The following is a 25,478-nucleotide window of genomic DNA, read 5'->3' as shown; positions in this document are numbered from 1 at the left end:
TAGTCGCATGAACGATCGTATGGTGTGGATCGACTGCGAGATGACCGGGCTCTCGCTGACGGACGACGCACTCATCGAGGTGGCCGCGCTGGTCACCGACTCGGAACTGAATGTGCTCGGCGACGGGGTGGACATTGTGATCCGTCCCCCCGGCGCCGCGCTGGAGACGATGCCCGAGGTGGTGCGGCAGATGCACACCGCCTCGGGTCTTCTCGACGAGCTCGCGGGCGGCGCCACGCTCGCCGAGGCCGAGGAGCAGGTCCTCGCCTACATCCGTGAGCATGTGAAGGAGCCCGGCAAGGCCCCGCTGTGCGGGAACTCCGTCGGCACGGACCGCGGATTCCTGGCGCGGGACATGGCCGTCCTGGAGCAGTACCTCCACTACCGGATCGTCGATGTCTCCTCGGTCAAGGAACTGGCCCGCCGCTGGTACCCGAGGGCGTACTTCAACAGTCCGGAGAAGAGCGGGAACCACCGGGCGCTGGCGGACATCCGGGAGTCCATCGCGGAGCTCCGCTACTACCGCGAGGCGGTCTTCGTGCCGCAGCCCGGCCCCGACTCGGACACGGCGAAGGCGATCGCGGCGAAGCACGTCGTACGCGCGAGCTGACCCACGACCTCCGTACGGACGCCGGTCCGGCTCCCCGGCCCGGCGGCCCCGCGGGGGCGGGTCCGGCCGCGGGCAGGGCCGGGTCCGTTTGCGGAGGCGGCTCCGGCCCCTGGGAAACCAGGCCGGAGGGGTGCCCGGGACACGCCGTGTCGGCGCCGCAACAACCCTGGCGCGAGTACCCGCCCGGACCCTGTACACTTTTCCTCGGCCGGTCGGAAACGACCGGTCATGGTGGGTGTAGCTCAGCTGGTAGAGCACCTGGTTGTGGTCCAGGATGCCGCGGGTTCGAGTCCCGTCACTCACCCTGATGGATCAAGGGCCCCGGTCGGAAGACCGGGGCCCTTGGCGTATCCCCACAGGGCCGGCCGAGCCGCCGGTGGACACGCCCGGGGCCCCGGCCGCCTCTCCCCCGCCCTCCGCGAACACAAGCCGTGACCGCATGCTGACCGGCGGCCCGGGTGCCCCGGGTAGCGGCGCGGCCGACCGCGGCAGCCGACGGGCACGGGGAGCGGGCAGGCGGCAGGCGGCAGGCGGCAGGCGGCAGGCAGGTGTATCGGACGGTCGGTGCATCGAGCGGCCGGCGCATCGGGCGGCAAAGGGGCGCGCGCCCCGGCCGGTTGTGGGGGGGATACCGGCCGGGGCGCGCGGGTGGGGGGTGGGAGAGGTGGTTTCGGGGGCTCCGCCCGCGGTGCGGGCCGAGCGGATCCATCAGAAGCGCGCTAGTTGTAGGCGGCGAGCGCCCGGGTGAAGGAGAGTGGCTCCTGGAAGATCGAACTGCAGGTCGCGTCGGCGGACCGCCGCTCACCGCCCGGGCACTGCTTGTCCCGCGCCAGGGACCACATGGACAGCCAGGCGAGGTTCTTCGCCCGTGCGAAGGCCGCCAGTTCCTTGGCGTCCTCGACGGTGAAGACCTCGGTCACGACGTCGTTGATGCCGATCATGGGGGTGACGGCCACCTTCCTCCACGCCTCCGCGTCGGAGAGGCCGAGCAGTTCCTTGAGCTGTGCCTGGGTCGTGGTCGCCGCCTTGATCGCGTACTGGCCCATGTCACCGCCGTGGTGGGATCCGTAGTCCATCGCCATGATGTTGACCGCGGAGATGTCGGTTCCCATCTTCCGGGCGTCGGCGATCAGGTCGCGGGCGGGCCGGTTCAGGCCCTCCGGATTGACGGGCAGGGTGAAGGAGACCTCCAGGCCGGGGTGGGACTTCTGGAGGCGGGCCAGCGCCCGTGAGCGGCGGGTGTTGGCGGCGTCCTTCGACAGGGCGGTGCCCTCGACGTCGAAGTCGATCTTGGTGAGCTTGTAGGTGTCGACGACCTTGCGGTAGGCGCGGGTCAGCTCGTCGACGGAGAAGCAGGTCAGGGCCAGTTCCCTGCCCGCGGCGCCGCCGAAGGAGACGCGGACGTCCCCGCCCCTGGCGCGCAGTGCGCCGATCTGGCGGGCGACCCTGTTGTCGGTGAGGTCGACCCGGCCGCCCCACAGCGGGTTGCAGCCGCCGTCGGACCTGATGAAGGCGAGGTTGAAGTCCTTGACACCCGTCCTGGTCGCGGTGTCGAGCAGGTCGTGCGACGGGAGGAGGGAGGCGTCGACGAACGGCGAGAAGCGGCCGTCGGCCTGCTCGGGGGCGGCTTCGGGCTTCCGGGCCGGCGGGGTGGTACCGGCCCGGGTGGGGGCGGAGGTGGCGGTCCGGGGGGCCGCCGGTGTCGACGCGGCGGGCGGAGCCGGGTCCTCGGGCGCCGGCTGCTCGGCGGGGCGGGTGGCGGGCTGTGCGGTGGGGGCCGGGTCCACGGTGCACCGCGTCCTGTTGATCACACAGGAGGTGGGGTCGGCGGGCGTGGTGCCGCCGGCCGTGGCGACAAAGCCGACGGTGACCGACGCGCCGGGCGCGAGGGGGCGGTCGGTGCCCGCGGGCTTCACGGTGACGTGCCGGCCCTCGACGGTGTGCTCGGCGTTCCAGAGTGTGCCGATGGTGGTGCCCTCGGGAAGGTCGAACTCCAGCGTCCAGTCCGTCTGGGTGGCGACGGTGGCGTTGGTGACGACGTACTGGCCGGTGTAGCCGTCGGCCCAGGCGCTGGTCCGGGTGTAGGCGGCGGCGAGGGACGCCGCCTGCGCGGTGTCCGTGAGGGCGAAGGCGGCACCGGCGACGACCGCGGCGGCGGTGATCGAACCGATCACCGTGGTCCTGCCGCTCGCCCTGCGCTGGTGCGTCGTGCTGCCCATCGCCTGCCTGCCTCTGTCGTACGGGGGTGTGGGTCGTACGGGTCGTGCGTCGGGTCGTACGGGTCCTGCGTGGGGGGTGCGGCAGCACGCTAGCGAGCCCGGCGCGGACAAATGCCGTGTCCGGTGAAGTGGTTGAGCTTTTTAGGACGCTCTTAAGGACGGCATCGGGACGGATTAACCCTGCGGGGGAACGGATGGGGCGGATCTCGCGTCAGGAGACGGGGTCGTCCTGGCGGGTGCGGCGCCCGGCGTGGATCAGCGTACGGCGCCGGTCGGACCCCCGGTGGCCCCGGCGCCGCTCCTCGCGCCCGCCGCCGCGCGGATCGAGCCCGAGCCAGATCCGTACCTCGGTGCCGCCCAGTACCGAGCTGCCGATGCGTACGTCACCGCCGGTCGACTCGGCGACCCGGCGCACGATGTCCAGGCCGAGCCCTGTCGAGCCGTCGCGGCTGCCGCTGTTGCCCCGGGCCATCGCGGCGGCGGGGTCGGCGATGCCGGGGCCCGCGTCGGAGACGAGCACGATGACCGCGTCGTCACCGTTGTGGACATCGACCGAGAAGGCCGTGCCCTCGGCGGTGTGGCGGAAGACATTGCCGAGCAGGGCGTCGAGGGCGGCGGCCAGATCGGGCCGGGCGACCGGGATGCGTACGGGACGGTCCACTCCCGCGATCCGGACCGTACGGCCCTCGTCCTCCGCGAGCGCCGACCAGAACTCCATGCGCTCGCGGATCACCTCGGAGGCGTCGCAGCCCGAGCCGGAGCCGACCGCCGTGGTCTGGGGCTTGGCCTCGCGCGCGGTGCGGATGATGGTGTCGACCTCGCGCTCCAGCTGCTCGACGGCGGCCCGGGTCTGGTCGGCGGCGAGCCCCTCGCCGAGGGAGGCCGCGTTGAGCCGGAGCACGGTGAGCGGGGTGCGCAGCCGGTGGGAGAGGTCGGCGGCGAGTTCCCGCTCGTTGGCGAGGAGCTGGACGACCTGGTCGGCCATGGCGTTGAAGGCGATGGCCGCGGACCGCAGTTCGGTGGGCCCCTCCTCGGGGACGCGCACCCCCAGCTTGCCCTCGCCGAGTTCCTGGGCCGCGCCCGCGAGCCGCTGGGCGGGCTTGACCATGCGGACACCGAGCCGGTCGGCGACGGCGACGGAGCCCACGACCAGGGCGATACCGACGCCGGCGAGCATCAGCCAGGCGGTGGTGACCCCCCTGCTGAGGTCCTCCTCGGGGACGAAGACCTCGACGACCGCGATGCCGTCCGAGTCGATGGCGATCGGCTGGAGCAGCACGGACCCGCCGTTCACCTTGGTGGTGGAGGCACGGGGGACCTGCTGGACGAGGGCGAGGTCGGCGGGTGAGGCCCTGCGCGTCCCGATCTCGACGGGGCGGCCGGCCGTCCGCTCGGAGGCGGGAATGTGCAGGGCCATCCGGTTGGCCGCTCCGGCCAGGGTGGACTGCATGGCGTGTTCCAGCGGTCTGCGTTCACCGGTGAGGGAGAGGGTGGGGCCGATGGCGGCGGCCTGGCGCTCCGCGTTGGAGAGGGCTCTGTCGCGGGCCATCTCCTTGATGACGAGCCCCAGTGGTACGGCGAAGGCCAGTACGACCATCACCGTGACCGCCAGCGAGACCTTGACCAGCGCCCATCTCATGGTTGATGTCCTCGTAGGTGTTCCGGTTGACCAGTGGGGGGTTCGAGCTTCACTCCGACGCCTCGGAGGGTGTGCAGATAGCGCGGCCGGGCCGCCGTCTCCCCGAGCTTGCGCCGGAGCCAGCTCAGATGGACGTCGATGGTCTGGTCGTCGCCGTAGCTCTGCTGCCACACCTCGGCGAGCAGTTCCTTGCGGGGGACGACGACGCCGGGCCGGCCGGCGAGGAAGGCGAGCAGATCGAACTCACGGCGCGTCAGGTCGAGTGCCGATCCGTCGAGTTCCGCCTGCCGGCGCAGCGGGTCGATGGAGAGCCCGCCCACCTGGATCACACGTGACGGCGGGGCCTCCCCGGCCGAGGCGCGCGACCGGCGCAGTACGGCCGCCATCCTCGCGGACAGATGCTCCACGGAGAAGGGTTTCGTGAGGTAGTCGTCCGCGCCGTCGTTGAGGAGCCGGACGATCTCCGTCTCGTCGTCCCGCGCGGTCGCGATGATCACCGGTACATCGGTGATGCCCCGCAGCATCTTCAGCGCCTCGGCCCCGTCCAGATCGGGCAGACCGAGGTCGAGAATGACCACATCGAACCTGAAATGAGCGACCTCGCGCAGCGCTTCCAGGGCCGTGCCGACGCTCCGTACCGTGTGGGACGCCTCGGTCAGGTGCCGGATGAGCGCGGAGCGCACGAACTGGTCGTCCTCGACCACGAGCACACTTGCCATGGGCGGCACCGTACGCCATACGGAGTACATCGGTCGCCACTCGCAGTGCTTCATTGGTCACCCTCTCACCACGCCTCTCATGATCCGGATCGGCCCTGTCCGCAGGGAAGTTGCCCACGATCCGGAGCAGGTCGGTCCCCCCGAGGACACGCGCGGGTCGGGTGGTGCAGTATGGCCACTGATGCGTAGAGGACTTGTACATGCCATGGCGTGGTCGCTGTCCACCGGGGCGGCTGTCACGCTGTCATGGTGGGGCGTGCACACCGTGATGTCGGGGACCGCCTATGACCGGCCGCGTGCGGTGCCGATCAATCCGAACACCCCGACCAGGCAGGCGAAACCCCAGGTCTCCGAGACTCATCGGCCGCCCGTCAAGACGGCGCAATCCAGCCCCTCGAACACCTCCGGCGCCGCCAGGACCAGCCGTCCGCCGGTGACGGAGCCGCGTCAGCGGCCCAGCAGGACGCCCAGGCCGGCCGCCCAGCCGAGCACCCCCGCCGCACCGAAGCCCTCGGGGACGATGAAGGGATACACGGTGGACGGCGGCCGCGTCGTGTTCGACGTGGGCCCGACGTCGGCGTCCCTGGCCTCGGCGACGCCCAACGCGGGCTGGGAGGTGGCCGTGTGGGAGGAGCCCATGTGGATCCGGGTGACGTTCACCAAGGACGGCCGCGAGGACTCGGTGTTCTACACCTGGAACGGGACCGCGCCGAGGGTGCAGTTCCACAAGTCCCCCTGACGGCCGCGGTGTCCGCGGACCGGTCTAACGGAACACCGCCGGAGGGGGTGCGGGCGAGGGCCGGGCGCTCGCGTCGGTGACGGGCGCCGCGCCGCCGGTGAAGTCGATGAGGGCGCTGCCGTGCTCGACCCGGCCGGGGTGGGGGTCGCTCGCGACCCTGCGGGTCAGTTCGGCGACCGGCAGCGGCACATCCGAGGCGAGCAGTATCGCGTTGCCGAAGCGCCGCCCGCGCAGGACGGCCGGATCGGCCGCCAGCGCCAGCTCCGGGAAGACGGTGGCGGCGGTGGCGACCTGGGCGCGCAGATGCGCCAGCGGCGGGCCGTCGGCGATATTCGCGGCGTAGTACCCGCCCGGCCGCAGCACCCGGCGGACCTCGGCGAGGAACTCCGTACTGGTCAGATGCGCGGGGGTACGGGCTCCGCCGAACACATCCGCGATCACCAGATCCGCCCAGGCGTCCGGCACCTTGCCGAGCGCCGCCCGGGCGTCGGTGGACCGTACGCGGATGCGCGCGTTCGGGTCCAGGGGGAGGTGTGTGCGCACCAGTTGGACGAGGGCGGCGTCGAGTTCGGCGATCTGCTGGGTGGAGCGGGGGCGGGTCGCCGCGATGTAGCGGGCGAGCGTGAACGCCCCGCCGCCGAGGTGCACGGCGTGCAGGGGACGGCCGGCCGGAGCCGCGAGATCGGCGACATGGCCGAGGCGGCGCTGGTACTCGAAGGACAGGTAGGCCGGGTCGTCGAGGTCCACATGGGACTGCGGGGCGCCGTCGATGAGCAGCGTCCAGGCACGGGGGCGCTCGGCGTCCGGGTTCAGCTCGGCGGTCCCGCCGTCCACCTGCGCGACGACGGGTTCGGGGCGGCCGGCCCCGCCTCTGCGCCGTCGCGTGCTCTTTGCCATCAGCCCATTATCGGCGGGCGCGGAACGTTTCGCCCTGCGGGGCTTCCCCGCGGTGAGGGCGCCTCTCGGTGGGGGGCCTCGGCGGTTCCCGGGAGGGCGGGGGCGAAGGGTGCGGGAGCGGGGCTGCGAGGGCCCGCCCGGTGCGTCCGCGAGGGGTGCCGGTCCGGCCGGGAGTGGCGCGGGGGCGGGGAGCACCGTGGCCTCCTCGCCGGGCGCACGGCCCGCGGGAGCCCGCCCGGGTCGGGGCCCGGGAGGAGTGCCGGGCCCGTTGGAGGCGCCCCGCGAGGGGCGTGCGGGACCGCCCCCGACGCGGGGCCCGGACGGGCCCTGCTCCGGGCGCCGTCAGCTGCAGCCGTCCGCCGCCTCGATGAGCCGGGCCGCCTCGTCGAGGGCCTCGCGCAGGACCTCCGGGTCGGTGACGCGATCCCCGTCGTCCGGCGGCAGCAGCCAGCCGCAGCCGCGCACCGGGGGCTCGGCGGGGGCGCGCATCCCCCGGCCCGAGGTCTGCGTACAGGCGCTGCCGGGCATGTCCCAGCCGTCGGCCGTGCCGGGCGGCACGAGGAAGCCGAGGGTGTCGCAGGAGCCGTCGTGGAGGACCGGCCCGACGGCCGGGGCGGCGGTACGGCGCAGGATGTCGACCGCTTCGAGGCCCTGACGGGTGGGAACGGTCACCAGATCACAGGGGGCGGGGGTGGCGGCGGGGCCGCGGTCCGGGGCGGGCCCGGGGGGCGCGACGGGCGCCGGGACGGCGGGGGGCGGGGCGGCCACCGGGAGCGCGGCGGTCCCGGTGGCCACTGCCGGGGCCGCGAGCGCGGGGGCGGCGGGTGTCGGCGGCGACGGCGGCGTCATCGTGGATTCAGATGTCGCAGGCTTCCGGGCGCCGCCGTTGGCGCTGGTCTCCATGCCGACCTCCAACAAGGGGATCCCCTCCTCGCTCAGGATGAGACGACGGATCGCGCCTCCAAGGAGTTCAACGCCCGTCCCCGTCAAGGGCAACGGCGCCACACCGCCGCAAAGGATGGCAGTTCATGGCAGATCACGGGCGAGATGCCCCTTTCCTTGCCAAAGGTCGCGTGAACGGCCCGCCGCAGCCGGTACGTTCTTGCCTCGCCGAGAACACGGCTGCACCAGAGAGGGCTCGGCCATGGCGTCGTCGTCACAGGCATCACGGGCAGTTCCCAACCTCGCCTTCCGGCGGCTGCGCGGTCAGCGCTCCCCGGGAGAGTTCGCCGCGGCCGTACGCAAGGCGGCCCGGGAGATCGGCGAGCAGGTCTCGTGCGACGCCCGCTATGTGGGGCGGGTGGAGGCCGGTGAGATCCGCTGCCCCAACTACGCGTACGAGCGCGTCTTCCTGCATATGTTCCCCGGTCTGACCCTGGCGGACCTCGGGTTCGCCGCGCGGGAGCAGGTACGCGGCGGGGGGCGGGTCCGGCGGGCCGTACCGCGCCCCGGCGGCCCGGAGGCGCTCGGCATCCCTGACAGCGACGGCGACGAGGAGAACGACGTGCTGCGTCGCGCATTCATGACGGGCGGTTCCGCCACGGTGGCGACCGCGTCCCTGGGGTTCGGATTCGGGTCCGTACCGAACACCCCGTCCGGTTCCGTGCCGGCACAGCGCCGTGTCGGCGAGCCGGAGGTGGCGGCCGTCGAGGAGGCGGTACGGCGGATCCGGCTGCTGGACGACCGGCACGGGGCCGACGGGCTCTACCACCGGGCCGCGCAGCCGCTGCGGGCGGCGTACGCGCTGCTCGACTCCGGTGTCACGGCCCGCGCCTCCACGGCGGACCGGCTGCAGTCGGGCGCGGGCGAACTCGCCCTCTCCGTCGGCTGGCTGGCGCACGACTCCGGCCGGGTGGACGACGCGAGGTCGCACTACGCGGAGGCGCTGGCGACGGCGCGGGTGTCCGGCGACCCCGCGCTGGAAGCCCACGCCTTCTCCAACACATCCTTCCTGGCCCGGGACTCCGGGCGGCACCGCGAGGCCGTCCGCGCGGCGCAGGCGGGGCGGCGCGCGGCCCGGGACCTGGGGTCCCCCCGGCTGCTGGCACTGCTGACGCTGCGGGAGGCCGGGGGGTGGGCGGGGCTCGGTGACCGTACGGGGTGCGAGCAGTCTCTGGGTCAGGCGCACGGGTACTTCGGGCGGGGTGCGGCGCAGGCGGATCCGGAGTGGATGTCGTTCTTCGGCGAGCCCGAGCTGGAGTTCCTGCAGGCCCAGTGCTGGGCGAGGCTCGGCGACTGGCCCCGCGCGGCCCAGCACGCCCGGCGCGCGGCGACCCTCCAGGACCGCCGCTTCACCCGCAACCTCGCCCTCTACCGCGCGGAACTCACCAGCGCGCTCGCCCACGGCGGCGCTCCCGACGAGGCCGCCTCCGCCGGCCACCAGGTCCTGGACCTCCTCGACGGTGTCCAGTCCTCCCGCATCCACTCCATGCTGGCCTCTGCGGCGGGCGTCCTGGAGGGCCACCGGGGTGTGGCGGGTGTCACGGAATTCCTCGCGAGGTGGGGGGAGTCGGCGGTCCAGGCGTAGGGCTTCCGCGCGGGGTGTACGCGATCCGGTGTCCCGGTGGGTGGGGTGCGCGTCCGCGGTGGGTGGGGTGCGGATGGGTTGCTCCGGCCCGGCCTGCCCGCGGGGACGGCCCTTCCCGAGCCACGGGTCCGTCCTCAAACGCCGGACGGGCTGGAGATGCCTGCCCGCCCCACACCAACACCCCGCACCCGGGGCCCAGGTCCGTCCTCAAACGCCGGACGGGCTGAATTTCCCCCCGCCTGCCCGGCGATTGAGGCGCGGGGGCCGGGGCGGAGCCCCGTAAGGGAGCCGCGTCGGCGAGGGGCGGAGGGTCGGGGTCAGGGCAGGCGGATCCGGTGGTCGGAGAGCCTCGCCAGGACCGCGTGATTCGCTTCCCAGCCGTCCGGGAACTTGACCGTGACCCCGAGGCTCACCGGCTCCGTCGAAGGGTGCTCGTCGAGCAGGTCCGTGACACCCGCCCGGCAGACGACGATGCACGCGTGCCGATGACGGGACGTCAGCACGCACAGCCGCCCGGTCTCCAGATGGAACGCCGTCGCGTCCGGCCGCCCCGACAACGGGTGGAGTACGACGGTGAGATCGAACTCGCGGCCCTGGAGGCGGTTCGCCGTGTCCACGGTGACCTCCGTGACACCCAGCTCCGCGAGCGCCCCCCGCACCGCCGCCGCCTGATCGCGGTGCGCCGTGCCGACGGCGACCCGGTCCGCGGTGACGGGTGCCGGCTCCCCGCCTGCCGTGCTCGTGGCGGCGCCCCCGCGGTCCAGGACGCGCCGGACGATCCGCGCCACCGCCCGTACGGCCTCGGGATCGGTCCGGGGTGTGCGGCGCGCGGGGAGTTCCAGCAGGCCCCAGCCCGACTCCGCCGCCTCGTCGATGACCCGGTCGTGCGCCGAGCCGTCGGACGCGACGCCGAAGGAGAGCCGCCGGTCGCCGTGGTCCGTACCGCTGCGGAAGGGGGTGTACGGGTAGAACGCGTCCGAGACGAGCGGCGCGGCCGACGCCGGAAGCCGCCACGACACCGGAAGCCGGTGCTGCGGCAGATCCGGATTGTGCGCCAGAAGGGTCGAGACCGCGCTCGCGGAGGGGTCGTACGACAGCCCCGCCCACTGGTCCGCGCCCACGATCGAGAACGGGTCCAGCTGCCCCGGATCACCCACGAACAGCGCGCGTTCGAAGAGGCCCGCGACCGCGAGGAGCGCGTCGGAGCGCATCTGGTACGCCTCGTCGACGATGGCGTGGCCCCAGGGCTCGACACCCCTCACATGGGCCCACTTCGCGGCCGTCGAGATCACGATGTCGAGCCCCGCGAGATCCGCGGCCCTGGCGGACTTGCGGACGCCGGGCAGCTCGTCGAGCGCCTTGTCGTAGGGGTCGGGGTCGTTGCTGTGGAGCCGCCCCACGGGCAGCTCGGGGTCCTTCTCGGCGAGACGCATCACGAGATCGTCGACCTGCGCGTTCGTCTGGGCGATGACCATCAGCGGGCGTCCGGCCGCGGCCAGTTCGCGCGCCGCCCGGACGACGAGCGTGGACTTCCCGGCCCCCGGCGGAGAGTCCACGACCACGCCCTTGGACGTCCCGTGCAGCGTGTCGGCGAGGATCGCGGCGGTGGCGCGGGCGGCCTCCGCCGCGGGATCGAAGAAGGTCACAGGATGTCCTCCGGGGTCACGGGGTCCGGGTCCTCGGCGGCCGTGCCGGGCGGCCCGCCGTGGGTCCACGGCGTGTCCTCCGGATCGGGCAGCTTCGGCCCGCCGCGCTGGTCGTGCTCGAACAGGGTCCAGGCGATCCGGTCGCCCTCGACCGGTACGGAGCCCTCCGCCGGGTCCTTGCCGCGGCCCATGCGGTCGGTGAGCCGCAGGACGAGGACACCGTCGGCCTCGTACCGTACGAACGCGGCGGACTGCGGTTTGCCGTCCAGCGAGCGGTACACCTTCACCCCCTCCCCCAGGTGCGGGCGGTCGTCGGTGCGGACGGTGACCAGGGGCCGGGGCGAGGGCCGCTTGGAATCGGACCAGGCCATGACGACCTCGGCCACCTCGCCCAGGAACGCCTCGCCCGCGAGCCGGCGCCCCGCCAGCACCAGGGGGTCGTCCAGCGCCTCCTGTGCCTCCAGCTGGGCCTGCGCGGTCTCACGCGCGGCGAGTTTCCGCGCGGCCGTCACGGCGTCGTCGCGGCGCGGCTGCGGGGGTTCGCCCGCCCGGACCCGGTCGCGGTGCGCGGTGAACGACCAGCGGTCCCGGGTCCAGCGGTCGGCGACCCGCGCGCCCGCGGGCAGTCGCCCGAGCAGATCGACCGCGCGCCACACGGCGTGCCAGGTCGGCTCCAGCTGGGTCAGCAGCAGACGCCGTATCTCGCGTTCGGCCAGGGCCAGTTCACCGAGGGCGGCGTCCGCGTCGGCGCCGTCCTCGGCCGCGCCCAGCCGTGCGCGGGCCCGGTCGTACACCTCCACGGCGGGGGCGAGCAGGCGGTTGTCGAACGCGGGGTCCGTGGCCGGTCCGGCCGGGGGACAGAGCAACTGCCCCCGCGGGTCACGGCCCAGCTCCGCCCGGAGCGCCGCCGCCGCGCCGGACTCGCCCGCCGGGGTCTCGATCCAGGCCAGCAGCGCGCCCAGGTGCTGGTCCTCCAGCGAGGACTGGCCGGTCGCCCAGTGCCGGTTGAGCAGATCGGTCGCCGCGAGCAGCAGGGCCGAGCCGGGGACCCGCGCCCGCTCTCCGTAGTGGGTGAGCCAGCGGCCGAGGAGGGGGACGCGCGGCGGCGCGGGATAGGCCGCGTCGGGGTCCTGCTCGGCGGTGCGGCGGAATCGCATCGACCGGCCGAGGAGGCGTACGAACTCGATGCCCGCCCGGCCCGGGACGATCAGCTGTGGGGCGTCCGCGCACAGTTCGGCCTCGACCTTGACGCGCTTGCCCGTCCCGGGGTCGTCCTCGTTCCGCTCGACGAGCTCGATGTCGTCGGCGTACGTGTCGAGATACGGCAGCACGGCGTCGGCGAGCTGCGCGAGGAAGGTGAACCGCAGCTCGCGGTCGCGCGGCTGCGCCACGGTCAGCAGGCGTGGCGCGTCACGGTCGGTCCCGACGAGCGCGCCGAGCGGTGCGCCGGCCTCACCGGCGGTCGTCAGCGGTACGAGGACGAGGGGACGGTCGGCGAGGTGCCGGTGGCGGACGGTCGCGAGGGGCTGGGCGCGGCCGGATTCGACGGCTTCCAGCCGGGCGAGGGTGGAGATCAGCGACATGGTGCCGCCGTGTCGGTGGTGAGCGGGGTGAGGGGCGGTACGGGGGCCGCCGCGTCCGGGGAGTGGGTCGGAAGGGGCCCCGGGCCCGGCTCCCCGGGCGGCGGAGGGGCGCCGGTTTCCGGATCCCGCTGGCCGATCAGAGACAGGCCCTCACTGGATGAGGGCGACGAGGTCTCGGACGGGGACTCGCGGCAGGGGTGGGCGGCCAGGGCCTCGGTGCGCAGGGTGGTGGCCAGGCGCAGGGCGGCGACCGTGGGATCGGCGGGGTCTCCGCAGGCACCTCGGGCGGCGGCGAGAACGCCGGTGACGGTCGTGAGACCGCCCAGCTCTCCGCGCACCGAACGCCCGAGGGCTTCGACGGCGCCCTCTTCCCGGGCGCGGGCACGGCAGTGGAAGGCCAGCTCGCAGACGGCGAGGCACTCGGGGGCGTACGCGGCGGACACCGACTCCACCGCGGCCGTCAGCTCCTCCGGTTTGCGGTCCAGCTCGAAGGTGGCGCCCTCGGGCAGCGCGGCGGCGATGTCCTCGATACGGGTCAGCCGGGCCAGCTGGCGCCGGGTGACCGACAGTTGCTTGCGGACGTCGACGAGGGACGCGGTCGGAAGGTTGGAGAAGTCCTTGGGGCAGACCAGCAGCACGCTGTGGGCGACCCGCGCGCCCTTCGTCCGCGCGGCGGTGTGCTCCAGCGCCAGGACGTACACCGCGGCCTGACGCGCGGCGGCGCCCACCTTCGCCGCGTCGGCGGAGGCGTCGATCATCGGGAAGGACTTGATCTCGACGACCGTCCAGCGGCCGTCGGGGTGGACGACCACCGCGTCCGGCTCCAGATACGCCGGGGAGCCCGCGACCTCCAGCGCGAGCAGCGGATGGTCGAGCAGCGTCCAGTCCCCCGCCGCCGTCGCCTCCCGCAGCGCGAGCGCGGTGCGCGCCGCGCGGCCCTCGGGGCCGGCCGCCGCGAGATCGGGGACGCGGAAGCCCGCGCCGCCGTCCACACCGAGGAGCCGCATCAGCTCCGCGCCGCCGTCGGACTTCACCCGCGCCTCGAAGGCGTTGCCCCGCATGAAGGCGAACTGCGACTGGCCGAACGCCCCGGGCGAGCCGAGAGCCGCCGCGAGCGCCGCCTTGTCCACCCCGGCACCGTCCAGCAGCGCACGCCGTTTGCACCCCGGGTTGGCCGCGAGGGCGGCCAGCGCCCGCGCGTCCAGCGGCCGGGGGCGCACGGCGGGGCCGCGCAACTCAGCGAGCCGCTGCCGGAGTGCTGTCGTCCGCGCCGGCGGACGGGGTGGGGCCTGCGGACGTGGTCCGCTGTCCAGGGATTCGCTCACCCGTCGAAGTCTGGCATCCGGCACCGACAATCGGGGACTTGCCGCCTGAGACGGTCCCCGCGGCCGATCCCGCGCCGGCGGGAGCCGCCCCGGTGACGGCTCCCGCGGCGGACCCGGCGGCCGGTTCGGCGGCGCGGCCGGAGAACCGGTTCGGCACCCTGGCCCGTACCCGGTCGGCGAGCCGCATCGCGGGACGGGCCAGCAGCGCGCCGGCGCCCATCACGGCGACACCGGCGACCGCGTCGAGGAAGTAGTGGTTCGCGGTCCCCATCACCACCAGGGTGGTGACGAGCGGATAGGCCACGGCGAGCGTCCGCAGCAGCGGGGTGCGCCCGTGCCGCCACAGCATCACCCCGCACCACAGCGCCCAGCCCACATGCAGGCTCGGCATGGCCGCGTACTGGTTGGTCAGCCCGCCCATGCCCCGGGGCGCGCTCGCCTCGCCGCCCCACCAGCCGTACGAGCTGTACTGGGCCATCGTGTCGACGAAGCCGTGCGTGGCGTCCAGGAGCCGCGGCGGGCAGGTCGGGACCAGGGTGAAGCCGACGAGGCCGAGCAGGGTGGAGAGCATCAGCCAGGTGCGGGCGGCGCGGTAGCGCAGGGGGCGGCGGCGGAAGAGCCAGACCAGGATGAGGGGGGTGACCAGATAGTGCAGCGACGCGTAGACGAAGTCGGCGGGGACGCCGATCGCGGGGGTGTCGGTGAAGAGCCGGTTGAGGGGGGTCTCGGCGTCCAGGAAGAGCGCCTTCTCCGCCCGGAGTATCGCGAGGCCGTTGTCCACGGCGGTCGACACGTCGCCGCGGGCGAGGAGCCTGCCGGCCGAGTACGCGCCGTAGACCACCGCGATGAGCAGCAGCTCCGCCCACCAGCGCGGACGGCGGGCTGTGGTGGTGTACGGCATCCGAACGTTTCCCCCTCGTGCTCCGGCGGTCGGCGGCCACCGGTCAACCGTACGGTGTAAGGGGCGGCGCTCGGGCGGCGGGTCCCGACCTAGGGAGGGACGCGGGGATCGCCGCGAAGGTTGCCTGGAGCGCCGGGAGGCAGGGGAGACGCGGGAGGCCGGGGAAGCGCCGCGGAACCGTGGACGATGATGATGGTGGGGCACCGATTCGGACTCAACGCCCTCAGTGACCTCAGTGACCTCAGTGACCGATTGATACCGATCGGCCCGACGAACCCCAGGGAGATCCCGTACATGGCACCGCGCATCCTGCTCGTCCGGCACGGCCAGACCGCATGGTCCCGGCTCGGCAGACACACCGGCCGTACGGACATCCCGCTGCTGGAGGAGGGACGGCGCGGCGCGAAGCTCCTGGGCGAGCGGCTGCGGAGGGCTCCCTGGTCGGGGCTGCCGGATGTGGAGGTGCGGACCAGTCCGCTGGTCCGGGCGTCGGAGACCTGCGAGCTGGCGGGGTTCGGGGAGCGGGCGACGCCGTGGGACGCGCTGATGGAGTGGGACTACGGGGCGTACGAGGGCCTGACGCCGCCGGAGATCCGGGCGCTCAGCCGGCCCGACTGGCTGATCTGGCGCGACGGGGTACGGGACGGTGAGGCGCTGTCGGAGGTCGCGGCCCGCGCGGACGAGGTCATCGGGTGGGCGCGGTCGGCGGACCGGGACGTCCTGCTCTTCGCGCACGGCCATGTGCTGCGGGTGCTGGCGGCGCGGTGGCTGTCCCTCGAACCCTCGTTCGCGGCGAGGATTCAGCTGGATCCGACGTCGCTGTCGGTGCTGGGCTGGGCGTACGGGGAGCCGGCGGTCGAACGCTGGAACGACGCGGCCCACCTGGAATCCGAGTCCGCCTGATCCGAGCCTCCGTGCTCGTCGAAGCCAGGCGTTCAGGACACTCCCCGTCATGGCCGGGCCGGCCACGTCGTCCAGGGACGGCTGCCCATGGTTCGCCCCGGGCAGGTGACCGTGCCGAGCGCATCGAGCAGCCGGGGTGCCCCGTCGTGCGGACCGTCTCGACCGGCAGCATTCGTCGGCCCGCGAGACACCGCCGAGGCCCCGGGCCGGGAGGCTCCTGTGCTCCGGTGCCCGCGGTGCGGTGGTGGCGCGGAACCCGACCCGGAGCGCACCGGAGTCCTCCGCCGCCTGTCGGGCCGGGATGCCTGGACACCGCCCCGCGAACGGCAGGCGCGGGGCCCGGCCGGGGGATCTTCGGCCCGGCACTGCGCCTGCTGGAGGAGTCCCGGCACGCGAACCGCCGACCAGACGGCAGCCCGCCCTGTCCGGCCCCGCGCTGGACCGGGCGGGCTACTGTCTGACCTGGTCTTTTCCCAGACGTCAGGGTGTGGGTCCCGCCCCCGACCGCCGTCCTCCGCACGCCCTCTTGCGGGCAGCGCGACAATGGACGCGCGGTCCGGTGATGTGGGCCGGTGGTGTGTGGTGGAGAGAGTGCGGGAGGAAGAGACAGATGGCGGAACCCGAGCCGCGCGTGCGAAAGCCGCGGCCCGCGGCGTTGCTGTTCGAGCCGTCGGAGGTCGCCGCGGATCCCGAGCATTTTTTCGGGCTGGAGGGGATCGACGACCCGCGGGAGCTGCTCACCCGTGCGACCGAGCTGACGCTCGCGTTCCGCGCGGCGACGGACCGGGCCGTGGAGTTCCAGGCACTCGCCGCGGCGCAGCTCGCCGATCCGCGGCGATTCGACCGGCTGACGCCGGCGGACATCGCCGAGCGCGCGGGATGGACCGCGGACTACGCGAAGAAGATGATCGAGTTCGGCCGGGGACTCCTCCGCGACAGCACCCCGTAGCCGGTCGGCAGACCTCCGGAGGGCCACGCCCCGGCCGTTTCGGCACCCGGGGAACCGTCCGCGGACGCCAGGCCGGACCCCCCGTCACCCGGGGAACGCCTGAGCGAATCTGCCAGGCAACAACACATCTGGCATATGCCGGGGCGCAAGATACCCCCTCCCACCCCACCCTGTCCCGATTTTGCCGAACACTCTGGAACGATCACGTTACGCCCGGTAGATGTAGATCCCATGAGTGCATGGCTGAGGGATGACCACCTGCTGACCGCCGGCGACGAAGACCGCCGCACCGACCTCTTCACTCTCCTGAAGGAGGAGGGTGAGCACCGCGTCTCGCAGGTCACCGCCCCGGGCGCCGACTGGCTCGCCTCAGCAGGAACGTATCCGCGCTCGACGCTGTCGCTCTGGGAGACCCGGCCGACCGCACCGGCCGTCCTCCCCTGCGGCACGGTCTTCGACATCGTGAACGTTCCCTCGGTCTTCGGCCGCCATATGCTCGACCGGCTCTGGGAGGAGGGCCCGGGGTCCGGGCCCGTCGCCATGCACCGCGGGCGGATGCTGATCTTCGCCGTGCCGGGCACGGCCTCCCGGCTGCCCGCCCTCCTGGAGTGGGAGGAGTGGAGCGACTCCGTGCCCCCGCTGCTCTGCCACGGCATCGGGGACGCCGTGACGATCCCGCCGCTGACCGAGAACACCACGGGCGAACAGTCCGCCGGACCCCGCTGGCTGGTGGCCCCCGATACCCGGCACCCCTGGCTCCCCGGGCCCGAGGTACTGCTCTGGGCGTGCGTGCGCACGGCCCGCTCGGCCTCCACCGCGAGCGTCCGGGTATCGATTTTTCCTCCCGCCGAGCAGGATGCTAAGGTCTACGACGTCAGCAGGCGCCGCTAGCTCAGTTGGTTAGAGCAGCTGACTCTTAATCAGCGGGTCCGGGGTTCGAGTCCCTGGCGGCGCACAGACGAAAGAGGCCCCTCGCGTGAGCGAGGGGCTTTCTTGCTGCCCCGGCCCGGCGGCGACCGCCGCCGGGCCGGGGCAGGTGACGGCCGCACGGCGCTGGCGCGGTCACCGGACACGTTCACCGGCCTGCGACGCCCGGCACGGCACCTCTCCCCTCGTAGCCCTGCGGGCACGGGTGGTGCCCCCTGCGTTGTCGGACCGCGCGAGTACGGCGCGTACGAGCCGCGGACCTCCGCCTCGCGCTGCACCGCACCGGACGGCGCAGGCTCACCGGCACACCGTTCCGGTCACCGCACTAAGCCGTCGTGATCTTGACCGTCCAGGCGCCCGTCCTGGTCCGGTCCGCCACCTCGATCCGCGTACGCTCCCCGGACGTCCCCGGCATCGTGAAGGTCTCGCCGACGCCCAGGGGCGCGTCCGCGAGCTGCGGATACACCGACCGGTCCCAGCACGCCCCGGTCCTCGGGTGGGTGTCCACCACCTCGACGGGACCGCCGCCGGAGGCGGCGTCCGCCCGGACACGGTAGAGCAGTACCCCCTCCGTACAGGTCGAGCCGTCGTTGCCGGTCGCGCCCCGCGCCTCGATCGCGAGCGCGGTGTCCGCCCCCGTGCGTACGACCGCGAGGCGGGTGCCGAGGCTCCCGCCGGGCATCGGGGCCGCGCCCACCGGATCCAGGGTGAGCAGCTCGGGACGGGTGACACAGCGCACCGCCCGGGCGTCCAGCCAGCCCAGCTTCCACTTGTGCCAGGCGAAAAGATCCGGGGCCATGCCGAACTGGCTGCCCATGACGTCCCAGTCCCCGACATAGGTGTCCCAGTCGCCCTTGCCGTCCGTCGGCCGGTGGTAGAGGTCCGGCAGGTCGAAGACGTGCCCGGTCTCGTGGGCCAGCACATTGCGGTCCGGCGGATGCTGCTCGAAGACCGTGACGACCCGGCGGATCTCGGTGTCGTCGTAGGTCAGCGGGCGGTCGAAGTTGACGACCTTCGTGGCGTCGGAGTCCACGCCGGGCGCGTCCGGGTCGGCGACCAGATAGACGATGTCGTAACGCGAGAAATCGACCTTCCGGTCGGCGGCCGAGAGCGCGTCGCGCAGATAGGCGCTCCGGTGGGCGGGCTTCCAGTCACGGCTTATCCCGTACGCGGTCGACGGCTTCGGCATCTTCACCCAGTCGCGCTGCGGATGCGGGCGGAGGGTGAACTTCCCGTACGAGGCGCGCTCGAAGAACTCGCTGGTGGCGGGGAAGTGGTCGGCGGCGAGCCGGGCCGGGGAGATGCGCGGCACGGCGTCGGGGAACGACAGGAAGACCATGACCGCGTCGAGATCGTCCGCGGGCTGGGGGTACGAGGTGTTCCACGTGTCGAGGCCCAGGGAGTGGTGTGCGGGTGAGCGCGGGAGCGCGCAGGAGTCCGACGAGGCCCTGGCCTCCGCGGGGCCGGCCACCAGGGACGTGGTCGCGAGCGCCATCAGGGAGGTCAGGGCGGCGGCGGCGCTCCGCACCCGGCCGCGCTCCCCGCCCGTGCCACGCGGGCGCCCCTGGTCGGGCCCCTGTCCCGGACCCGGTCCGCCGCCGCGCGGGACCCCTGCCCCGGATCCCGGACCGGAGGCGGACCCGGAACCGCCGGATCGGCCGCCCCCGGAACCCGGACCCGGTCCGCCGCCGCGCCCCTCACCACGACCGGAAACCCACGCGTCCACCCACGCGTCAGACCGGACCCCACCACGTCCGTCACCCCATCCGCCGCCCTGCCCGCCGCCGCGTCCGCCGCCCTGCGCCCCACCACGTCCGTCACCACGGTCACCACGCCCGTCAGCCCGGACGTCACCGCGCGCACCGTCGCGCCAGGGGCCCCGTCCCGGCCCCCGGGCACGCCCGGGGCCGCCGGAATCGGAACCGGAACCGTACAGACGCCCGTGTGCCACTCCCCCGGGTGTTCCCGCGGGTGACTGCTGACCCTCCACGAAGACCTCCGGCTGCGGAATGGGAGACACCTCCACCACCTTGTGATGATTTGGAGGCGTACGTCCTGTTCCACTGCCCCAGTCGGGTGACCGAGCCGACATCGGCCCGACACCGAGCCGAGATCCATGGGCGATCGACGGGCGTTCCGGGGACTCACAGAACGCCACAATCGATCAGGACGGAACCAGACCGGCACAGCCCGGCGAAGCCGCTCGCACAGACCCGCGCAGAAACGATCGCTCAAAGTGCGCCGGTGGGATGCGCCAAGGTGGCGAAGGTGGAAGCGCCGAGGGGGCAGCCTCTATGATCGGCACACTTTCCCCAGTCCGTTTCCTCGACTTTCCCCGGCTTTCTCCAGCTCTTCTCAGCTTTCTTCAATATTTTCTTGCTTTCTCGGGCTTTCTCGGGCTTGCGCCTTATCTTCCGGACTTGTCACGGTGCCCGACTCTTTCCGACCACATCTGTACGGCTGTACGCCCCTGTACGACACAACTGCACTGCGGGAGTGAGCGGTGAGCGGAACCCCCGAAGGAACAGGGCCCGCGCGAGCGGCGGTCCCCGGCAGGACCCGGCCGAGGATCACGAAGCGTCAGGGCTGTTCCCCCGCCGAACTGCGCGACCACCGGGCCGCGTTCAACGCGGCGCACCTCCCGATGGCGGTGGTCGACCGCAACGGCCTTGTCGTCAGCGCCAATACGGCCTTCGCCACGCTGTGCGGAACCGACCCGTCCGGACTGCCCGCCGCCGAATTCACCGACCTCGCGTCCGACCGCCGGACCTGGCAGGCGTACCGCGATGTACTGTCCGGACGGCGCTCCCGCTTCCGCTGCACCCGGCAGCTGAAGCACCCCGACGGGCGCACGCTCTGGGCCGAGATCACGATCACTCCACTGCCCGACGACCGGACCGCCGGCCCCCGGGTGCTGCTCTCCGTGGTGGACGTCAGCGACCGCCGCGAGCTGCGCGCCCGGCTGCGCCATCTGGAGATGCACGACGCGGTGACCCGGCTGCCGAACCGTACGCTCTTCTTCGAGCGGCTCACCGCGGCCCTGGACTCGTCCGCGTACGGCCAGGGCTCCACCGGCCGGATCGGGCTGTGCTACCTCGATCTCGACGGCTTCAAGGCGGTCAACGACACTCTCGGGCACCGTGTCGGCGACCGGCTGCTCGCCGCGGTCGCCGGACGGCTCACCGAGTGCGCGGACGGCGACGGCCTCAGCCGCGGCGGGGGTCATCTGGTGGCGCGGCTCGGCGGCGACGAATTCGCCGTCCTGGTCGAGGACTCCACCGGTACGGAACAGCTGGCCGATCTCGCCCGTACGGTACTGGCGGCGCTCCAGCGGCCGTTCGACCTGGACGGGCAGCGGCTGTCGGTGTCGGCGTCGATCGGGGTGGTGGAGCGCGCGGTCGCCGGGACGACCGCGACCCGGCTGATGCAGGCCGCCGACACCACGCTGTACTGGGCGAAGGAGGACGGCAAGGCCCGCTGGACGCTGTTCGACCCCGAGCGCAACGCCCACCGGATGACCCGCCAGGCGCTCTCCTCCACGCTGCGGCCGGCCGTGGAGCGCGGGGAGTTCGCGGTGGAGTACCAGCCGCTCGTGGGGCTCGCGGACGGGGTCACCCGGGGGGTGGAGGCGCTGGTGCGCTGGCATCACCCGCAATTCGGGACGCTTGCGCCGAATCGGTTCATCTCGATCGCCGAGGAGGACGGCTCGATCGTGCAGCTGGGCCGCTGGGTGCTGCGGACCGCGTGCCGTCAGGCCGCTCAGTGGCTGCGGGACCACCCCGGCAGCAGGCCGGTGTTCGTGAGCGTCAATGTCGCCGTGCGCCAGGTCTGGGACTCGGACCTGGTGACGGATGTGGCGGAGATCCTGGCGGAGACGGGCCTTCCGCCGCACCTGCTGCAACTGGAGCTGACCGAGTCCGCGGTGATGGGCTCGGCGGGCCGTCCCCTCCAGGCGCTCCAGGCGCTGAGCGACATGGGTGTGCGGATCGCGATCGACGACTTCGGCACCGGGTACTCGAACCTGGCGTATCTGAGCCGGCTGCCGGTATCGGCGCTGAAGCTGGACGGAGCGTTCGTACGGGGGTTCCAGGACGAGGCGCATCCGAACCCGGCCGACGAGACGATCGTCGAGGCCCTCGTGCAGCTCGCGCACCGGCTGGGGCTCACGGTCACCGCGGAGTGCGTGGAGACCTCGGGGCAGGCGGCCCGGCTGCGGCGGATCGGCTGTGACACCGGGCAGGGCTGGCTGTACTCCCGGGCGGTGCCGCCGGACCGTATCGCGGAGCTGATCGGGCTCACCGCGCTGCCCGCCTGAGCCGAGGGCCCGCGGGGCCCGGCACACACTGGAACCGCCCCCGCCTGGAGAAACTCCGGGCGGGGGCGGTGTTGTGGGGGGACTCAGTGGTTCTTGGGTGCGGGACTCAGCCGTCCCTCATCCGGGCTGGTTCAGCAGGCGCCCGCGTCGCGCCAGACTCCCCATTCGCCCGTGGTTCCGGGCTCCTCGCCCTGCGTCCACCACTGGGCCTTCCAGAGGCGGCCCTTGTGGGCGACGACCGAGCCGGAGTTGTAGGTGTCGGCGGCCTTCCACGGTCCGGTGGTGCAGCCGGGCTGCGGGTCGGTCGGGGACGGCGTCGGGTCGGTCGGCGACGGAGTGGGGTCCGTCGGGGTGGGCTTGGGGGTGGCCCCGACCGCCGCGACGATCTCGTTCAGCAGGGTGGTCTTCTCGTCCAGGCCGAGCAGGGAGTACATCATCGCCCCGCCCAGGCCGCGGCTCTTGGCGTAGTCGGCGCGGGCGGTGATGGCGCGCTTGTCGAGTCCGGTGAAGAACTCGCCGTCCTTGTAGAAGTACGCGGACTTCGCCTCGTCGTCCCAGAAGGTCGTCGCCGGGTTGTCGACGATGCCGCCCAGTTCCTTGTAGTTGGCGATACCGGCGGCCTGGCTCAGCGGACGCGGGGCGCTGCCGCCGGTCGCGGTGCCGCCGAGGCCGTTCTTCGTCCCGGCCGGGACGCCCTTCCAGCCGCGGTAGTAGAACTCGTACCCGAGGGTGAGCTTGCCCGCCGGGAAGCCGCCCGCGATGCCGTAGACGGGGTCACCGTCGATCCAGGCGTCGACCGCGTTGTCGATCGAGTACTTCTCGGTGCCCGGCGCGATCGGGTCGGTCGGGTCGGACGGGGGCGAGTTGAGCGGCGACTGGTGGTACGTCGGGCCGTCGCCGTCCCAGGAGCCGTGCATGTCGTACGTCATGATGTTCGCGTAGTCGAGGTACGCGCCCACCTTGTCCGTCTCGATGTACTTGATCTTGTCCTGGCCCGCCGGCATGGCCGCGGTCAGCAGGTACTTCTTGCCGCCGTTGGCCGCGCCCTTCGCGTCGAGCTGCTTGCGGAACTCGGCGAGCAGCAGGGTGAAGTTGGCCTTGTCCTCGGGGCCGTAGTGGTTGCCCAGGTGGCCGCCGTTCGAGCCGGGGTACTCCCAGTCGATGTCGATGCCGTCGATGATCCCGGCCGCCGTGCCGGGCCCGCCGAAGCCGTCGGCCTTGGGCAGGTCGCCGTCGATCCACTGCTTGATGCAGGACGAGACCAGCTTCTGCCGGCTGGCGTCGGTCTTGGCCGCGTCGTGGAAGTACTTGGAGTAGGTCCAGCCGCCCAGCGAGATGTTGATCTTCAGATGGGGGTACTTCGCCTTCAGTTCCTTGAACTGGTTGAGGACGCCCACGATCGGCTGGTCCCACTTGTCCGCGACGCCGTCGACGCTGTCGGCCGCCGAGAACGACTTCTGGTAGTCGGCGTAGGAGTCACCCGCGCCGTCACCGGCGTTGGGGTTGTTGTCGTCGCCCGCCGCCTTGTTCGCCTGGAAGCAGGTGAGGTCGGTGGGGTGGATGTTGCCGAACGAGTAGTTGATGATGTCCAGCTTTTCCGCGATGCCGCGGGTGTCCAGATGCTTGGGGTAGAAGGCGTTGCCGTACACGCTCCACTGGTCGTAGTACGCGATCTTCACCCCCGAGGCGGCCGGCGCGGCGGCGTTCTTGCCCGGTGTGCCGGCGTTTCCGGTGGCGGCGAATCCGGCGATGACGCCCGCGGCGAGTGCCACGGTCGTCACTGCCGCGATCAAGGGTTTACGGGAGCGCACGAACTGCCTCCGGGAGTGGGGGGACTGGGTCCGGCCCGTGCGGTGAAATGCGGGCCGGAGGAAAGAGATAGCGATCCGGCCACCACCGCGTCAATGGTCTCGACCAAACGTGGACTAGACCAATTAAAGGAGAAAACAGCTCGTCAGAGAGTTTCCATGAGAAAGATGAAACGCTCCTCACCGTAAATGACGAGCGCTTTAAGCACTGTTTAAGGGGGCTTTAAGGCCGGGACGAACCAGCCACACGGAGCCGTCGGCGGTGAACCATCCGCGAGAAAGCCGCCGGTCGCGCCGGGCGGAGGAGCCCGGCCCCGCGCGCCGGGCAGTACTTACCCGCGAGTCAGTCCATAGGCGTCGGCGATGAGTTCGTAACTGCGCAGCCGTGTCTCACCGCTGTGCGCATGAGCCGTGATCATCAGCTCGTCGGCCCCGGTGCGCTTCTGGAGGCCGTCGAGCCCCTCGCGTACGGCGTCCGGCACCCCGTGGACGATATTGCCCAGCCAGCCGTCCACGAACTCCCGCTCCGGCTCGCTGAATCGATACGCCGCCGCCTCCTCGGGCGTGGGGACCAGCCCCGGGCGCCCGGTCCGCAGCCGCAGCATCGACAGCGCGCCGGTCATCACCTGACGCCGCGCCTCGCGCTCGTCGTCCGCCGCGAGCGCCGCGACCCCGATCAGGGCGTACGGAGCGTCCAGCACGGCCGACGGGCGGAAGGAGTTCCGGTACAGCTCCAGCGCGGGCTCGGTGTTCTGCGCCGAGAAGTGGTGGGCGAAGGCGAACGGCAGCCCGAGCGCCCCCGCGAGCCGCGCGCTGAACCCGGAGGAGCCGAGCAGCCAGACCGGCGGACGGCCGGACGGACCCTGCACCGGCCCCGGCACGGCGTGGATCCGGGCATAGGGGTGCCCGTCGGGGAAGTCGTCGTCCAGGAACCGGGTCAGCTCGGCGACCTGCTGCGGAAAGTCCTCCGCGCCCTCCCCCGCCCGCTGGGTCCGCCGCAGCGCGGCGGCCGTCGCGCCGTCCGTCCCCGGCGCGCGCCCGAGCCCGAGGTCGATGCGCCCCGGGGCGAGCGCCTCCAGGGTGCCGAACTGCTCGGCGATCACCAGCGGCGCGTGATTGGGCAGCATCACCCCGCCCGAGCCGAGCCGGATGTCGCTGGTGTGCGCGGCGAGATGGGCGAGGATCACGGCCGGCGACGACGAGGCGACGCCCGGCATCGAGTGATGCTCGGCGACCCAGTGGCGGTGGTAGCCCCGACTCTCGGCGAGCCGGGAGATCGCCACGCTGGTCTTGAGCGCACCGGCGGCGGTGTGCCCCTCGCCCACGGTGACCAGGTCCAGCACGGAGAGGGGCACGGGTGCGGTGCCTCGCGCCGTGCCTCGGATGGGGTCGCTCGGGGCGCCCTTACTCGTGTCGTCCACCGGTCCAGCCCTTCGTGCGCAGGGAAGCAAACTACAGCAAAGAATCAACAGGAGGTAACCTCCGCTTATTCCCCGTTCTTTGCCCCGTCCTTCCCGGGGCATTGCCCCCGCGTGTCACGCCCTTTGCCGGGGCGGCCCGCGGTCCGGGTCCGGACATCCCGTGAGCGGGTCTCCATGTCTGTCCGCATACACGAATACGTTCCGGGTAGTCGCGCGACCATGGCCCGACCACAGGAGAACAAACAGGACAGCACGTATCGAAACCGTGCGGACCGAAGCCGTACGGACGGGGACGGCGCGGACCGGGACCGTACGGACCGGGACGGCGCGGACCGGGACCGTACGGACGG

The 25,478-nt window shown here is 72.8% G+C and carries 19 protein-coding genes and 2 tRNA genes; 9 read left to right on the top strand and 12 right to left on the bottom strand.

Annotated features, from left to right (window positions below; all coding sequences use genetic code 11):
* The first annotated feature begins 7 nt into the window (after positions 1–7).
* Together orn and ACFYT4_RS13635 are read left to right on the top strand one after the other, a co-directional pair.
* On the top strand, positions 8–610 hold the full coding sequence (gene orn / locus ACFYT4_RS13640; protein WP_389267819.1) for an oligoribonuclease: 603 nt from the start codon (positions 8–10) through the stop codon (positions 608–610).
* Positions 611–841: 231 nt separating this feature from the next.
* Positions 842–914, top strand: a tRNA-His gene (locus ACFYT4_RS13635).
* Positions 915–1,329: 415 nt separating this feature from the next.
* On the opposite strand, the gene ACFYT4_RS13630 is transcribed toward ACFYT4_RS13635, so the two are convergent.
* The 3 genes from ACFYT4_RS13630 to ACFYT4_RS13620 all read right to left on the bottom strand — a co-directional run bounded on the left by ACFYT4_RS13630 (position 1,330) and on the right by ACFYT4_RS13620 (position 5,187).
* Positions 1,330–2,829, bottom strand: a complete 1,500-nt coding sequence (locus tag ACFYT4_RS13630) for a cellulose binding domain-containing protein (protein ID WP_389267817.1) — start codon at positions 2,827–2,829, stop codon at positions 1,330–1,332.
* A 211-nt stretch (positions 2,830–3,040) separates the two neighbouring features.
* Complete coding sequence (locus ACFYT4_RS13625; protein ID WP_389267815.1) at positions 3,041–4,468, bottom strand: sensor histidine kinase; 1,428 nt, start codon at positions 4,466–4,468, stop codon at positions 3,041–3,043.
* Positions 4,465–5,187 carry a response regulator transcription factor gene (locus tag ACFYT4_RS13620; RefSeq protein WP_389267813.1) on the bottom strand — a complete coding sequence of 241 codons (723 nt, stop codon included), beginning with the start codon at positions 5,185–5,187 and terminating at the stop codon, positions 4,465–4,467. The genes ACFYT4_RS13625 and ACFYT4_RS13620 overlap by 4 nt, the downstream gene beginning before the upstream one ends.
* A gap of 181 nt (positions 5,188–5,368) precedes the next feature.
* Here ACFYT4_RS13620 and ACFYT4_RS13615 point away from each other — a divergent pair, with 181 nt between their 5' ends.
* The gene (locus tag ACFYT4_RS13615) at positions 5,369–5,926 is read left to right on the top strand and encodes a hypothetical protein (RefSeq protein ID WP_389267811.1); all 558 of its coding nucleotides are present in this window, start codon (positions 5,369–5,371) and stop codon (positions 5,924–5,926) included.
* Between the two features lie 24 nt (positions 5,927–5,950).
* Here ACFYT4_RS13615 and ACFYT4_RS13610 read toward each other — a convergent pair whose 3' ends face one another.
* Both ACFYT4_RS13610 and ACFYT4_RS13605 read right to left on the bottom strand, forming a co-directional pair.
* Complete coding sequence (locus ACFYT4_RS13610) at positions 5,951–6,823, bottom strand: spermidine synthase (protein ID WP_389267809.1); 873 nt, start codon at positions 6,821–6,823, stop codon at positions 5,951–5,953.
* Between the two features lie 342 nt (positions 6,824–7,165).
* Positions 7,166–7,726, bottom strand: coding sequence for a hypothetical protein (locus tag ACFYT4_RS13605; protein ID WP_389267807.1), 561 nt, complete (start codon positions 7,724–7,726; stop codon positions 7,166–7,168).
* Between the two features lie 241 nt (positions 7,727–7,967).
* On the opposite strand from ACFYT4_RS13605, the gene ACFYT4_RS13600 reads away from it, so the two are divergent.
* Positions 7,968–9,350 (top strand): tetratricopeptide repeat protein, encoded by a 1,383-nt coding sequence (locus ACFYT4_RS13600; protein ID WP_389267805.1) that lies wholly within the window; start codon positions 7,968–7,970, stop codon positions 9,348–9,350.
* A gap of 317 nt (positions 9,351–9,667) precedes the next feature.
* Here ACFYT4_RS13600 and ACFYT4_RS13595 read toward each other — a convergent pair whose 3' ends face one another.
* From ACFYT4_RS13595 to ACFYT4_RS13580, 4 genes are read right to left on the bottom strand one after another with little or no spacing between them, the layout of a single operon-like run.
* The gene (locus ACFYT4_RS13595; RefSeq protein ID WP_389267803.1) at positions 9,668–10,996 is read right to left on the bottom strand and encodes an AAA domain-containing protein; all 1,329 of its coding nucleotides are present in this window, start codon (positions 10,994–10,996) and stop codon (positions 9,668–9,670) included.
* Positions 10,993–12,579 carry a hypothetical protein gene (locus ACFYT4_RS13590; protein ID WP_389267801.1) on the bottom strand — a complete coding sequence of 529 codons (1,587 nt, stop codon included), beginning with the start codon at positions 12,577–12,579 and terminating at the stop codon, positions 10,993–10,995. The genes ACFYT4_RS13595 and ACFYT4_RS13590 overlap by 4 nt, the downstream gene beginning before the upstream one ends.
* Complete coding sequence (locus ACFYT4_RS13585) at positions 12,570–13,904, bottom strand: hypothetical protein (RefSeq protein ID WP_389267799.1); 1,335 nt, start codon at positions 13,902–13,904, stop codon at positions 12,570–12,572. The genes ACFYT4_RS13590 and ACFYT4_RS13585 overlap by 10 nt, the downstream gene beginning before the upstream one ends.
* Positions 13,816–14,805 (bottom strand): phosphatase PAP2 family protein, encoded by a 990-nt coding sequence (locus ACFYT4_RS13580; RefSeq protein WP_389267797.1) that lies wholly within the window; start codon positions 14,803–14,805, stop codon positions 13,816–13,818. Before ACFYT4_RS13580 ends, ACFYT4_RS13585 begins: the two co-directional genes overlap by 89 nt.
* 294 nt (positions 14,806–15,099) lie before the next feature.
* Between ACFYT4_RS13580 and ACFYT4_RS13575 the strand changes: the two genes are divergently transcribed.
* The 4 genes from ACFYT4_RS13575 to ACFYT4_RS13560 all read left to right on the top strand — a co-directional run bounded on the left by ACFYT4_RS13575 (position 15,100) and on the right by ACFYT4_RS13560 (position 17,612).
* The gene (locus tag ACFYT4_RS13575; protein WP_389267796.1) at positions 15,100–15,708 is read left to right on the top strand and encodes a histidine phosphatase family protein; all 609 of its coding nucleotides are present in this window, start codon (positions 15,100–15,102) and stop codon (positions 15,706–15,708) included.
* Between the two features lie 610 nt (positions 15,709–16,318).
* Positions 16,319–16,657 (top strand): hypothetical protein, encoded by a 339-nt coding sequence (locus tag ACFYT4_RS13570; RefSeq protein ID WP_389267794.1) that lies wholly within the window; start codon positions 16,319–16,321, stop codon positions 16,655–16,657.
* 231 nt (positions 16,658–16,888) lie between these two features.
* Positions 16,889–17,548: a bifunctional DNA primase/polymerase gene (locus tag ACFYT4_RS13565; protein WP_389267792.1), complete on the top strand. Its 660-nt coding sequence runs from the start codon at positions 16,889–16,891 to the stop codon at positions 17,546–17,548.
* Positions 17,539–17,612, top strand: a tRNA-Lys gene (locus ACFYT4_RS13560). The genes ACFYT4_RS13565 and ACFYT4_RS13560 overlap by 10 nt, the downstream gene beginning before the upstream one ends.
* A gap of 297 nt (positions 17,613–17,909) precedes the next feature.
* On the opposite strand, the gene ACFYT4_RS13555 is transcribed toward ACFYT4_RS13560, so the two are convergent.
* The gene (locus ACFYT4_RS13555) at positions 17,910–19,112 is read right to left on the bottom strand and encodes a M6 family metalloprotease domain-containing protein (protein WP_389267790.1); all 1,203 of its coding nucleotides are present in this window, start codon (positions 19,110–19,112) and stop codon (positions 17,910–17,912) included.
* 975 nt (positions 19,113–20,087) lie between these two features.
* Here ACFYT4_RS13555 and ACFYT4_RS13550 point away from each other — a divergent pair.
* The gene (locus ACFYT4_RS13550) at positions 20,088–21,899 is read left to right on the top strand and encodes a putative bifunctional diguanylate cyclase/phosphodiesterase (protein ID WP_389267788.1); all 1,812 of its coding nucleotides are present in this window, start codon (positions 20,088–20,090) and stop codon (positions 21,897–21,899) included.
* A 131-nt stretch (positions 21,900–22,030) separates the two neighbouring features.
* Here ACFYT4_RS13550 and ACFYT4_RS13545 read toward each other — a convergent pair whose 3' ends face one another.
* Both ACFYT4_RS13545 and ACFYT4_RS13540 read right to left on the bottom strand, forming a co-directional pair.
* Complete coding sequence (locus tag ACFYT4_RS13545) at positions 22,031–23,692, bottom strand: glycosyl hydrolase family 18 protein (protein ID WP_389267786.1); 1,662 nt, start codon at positions 23,690–23,692, stop codon at positions 22,031–22,033.
* A 347-nt stretch (positions 23,693–24,039) separates the two neighbouring features.
* A complete protein-coding gene (locus tag ACFYT4_RS13540; protein WP_389267784.1) occupies positions 24,040–25,128 on the bottom strand; it encodes an LLM class flavin-dependent oxidoreductase in 1,089 nt (362 codons plus the stop codon).
* Positions 25,129–25,478 lie beyond the last annotated feature (350 nt).

The sequence above is a fragment of the Streptomyces sp. NPDC004609 genome (assembly GCF_042873655.1).
Lineage (GTDB): Bacteria > Actinomycetota > Actinomycetes > Streptomycetales > Streptomycetaceae > Streptomyces.
This window is presented reverse-complemented; position numbering and strand designations above follow the sequence as displayed.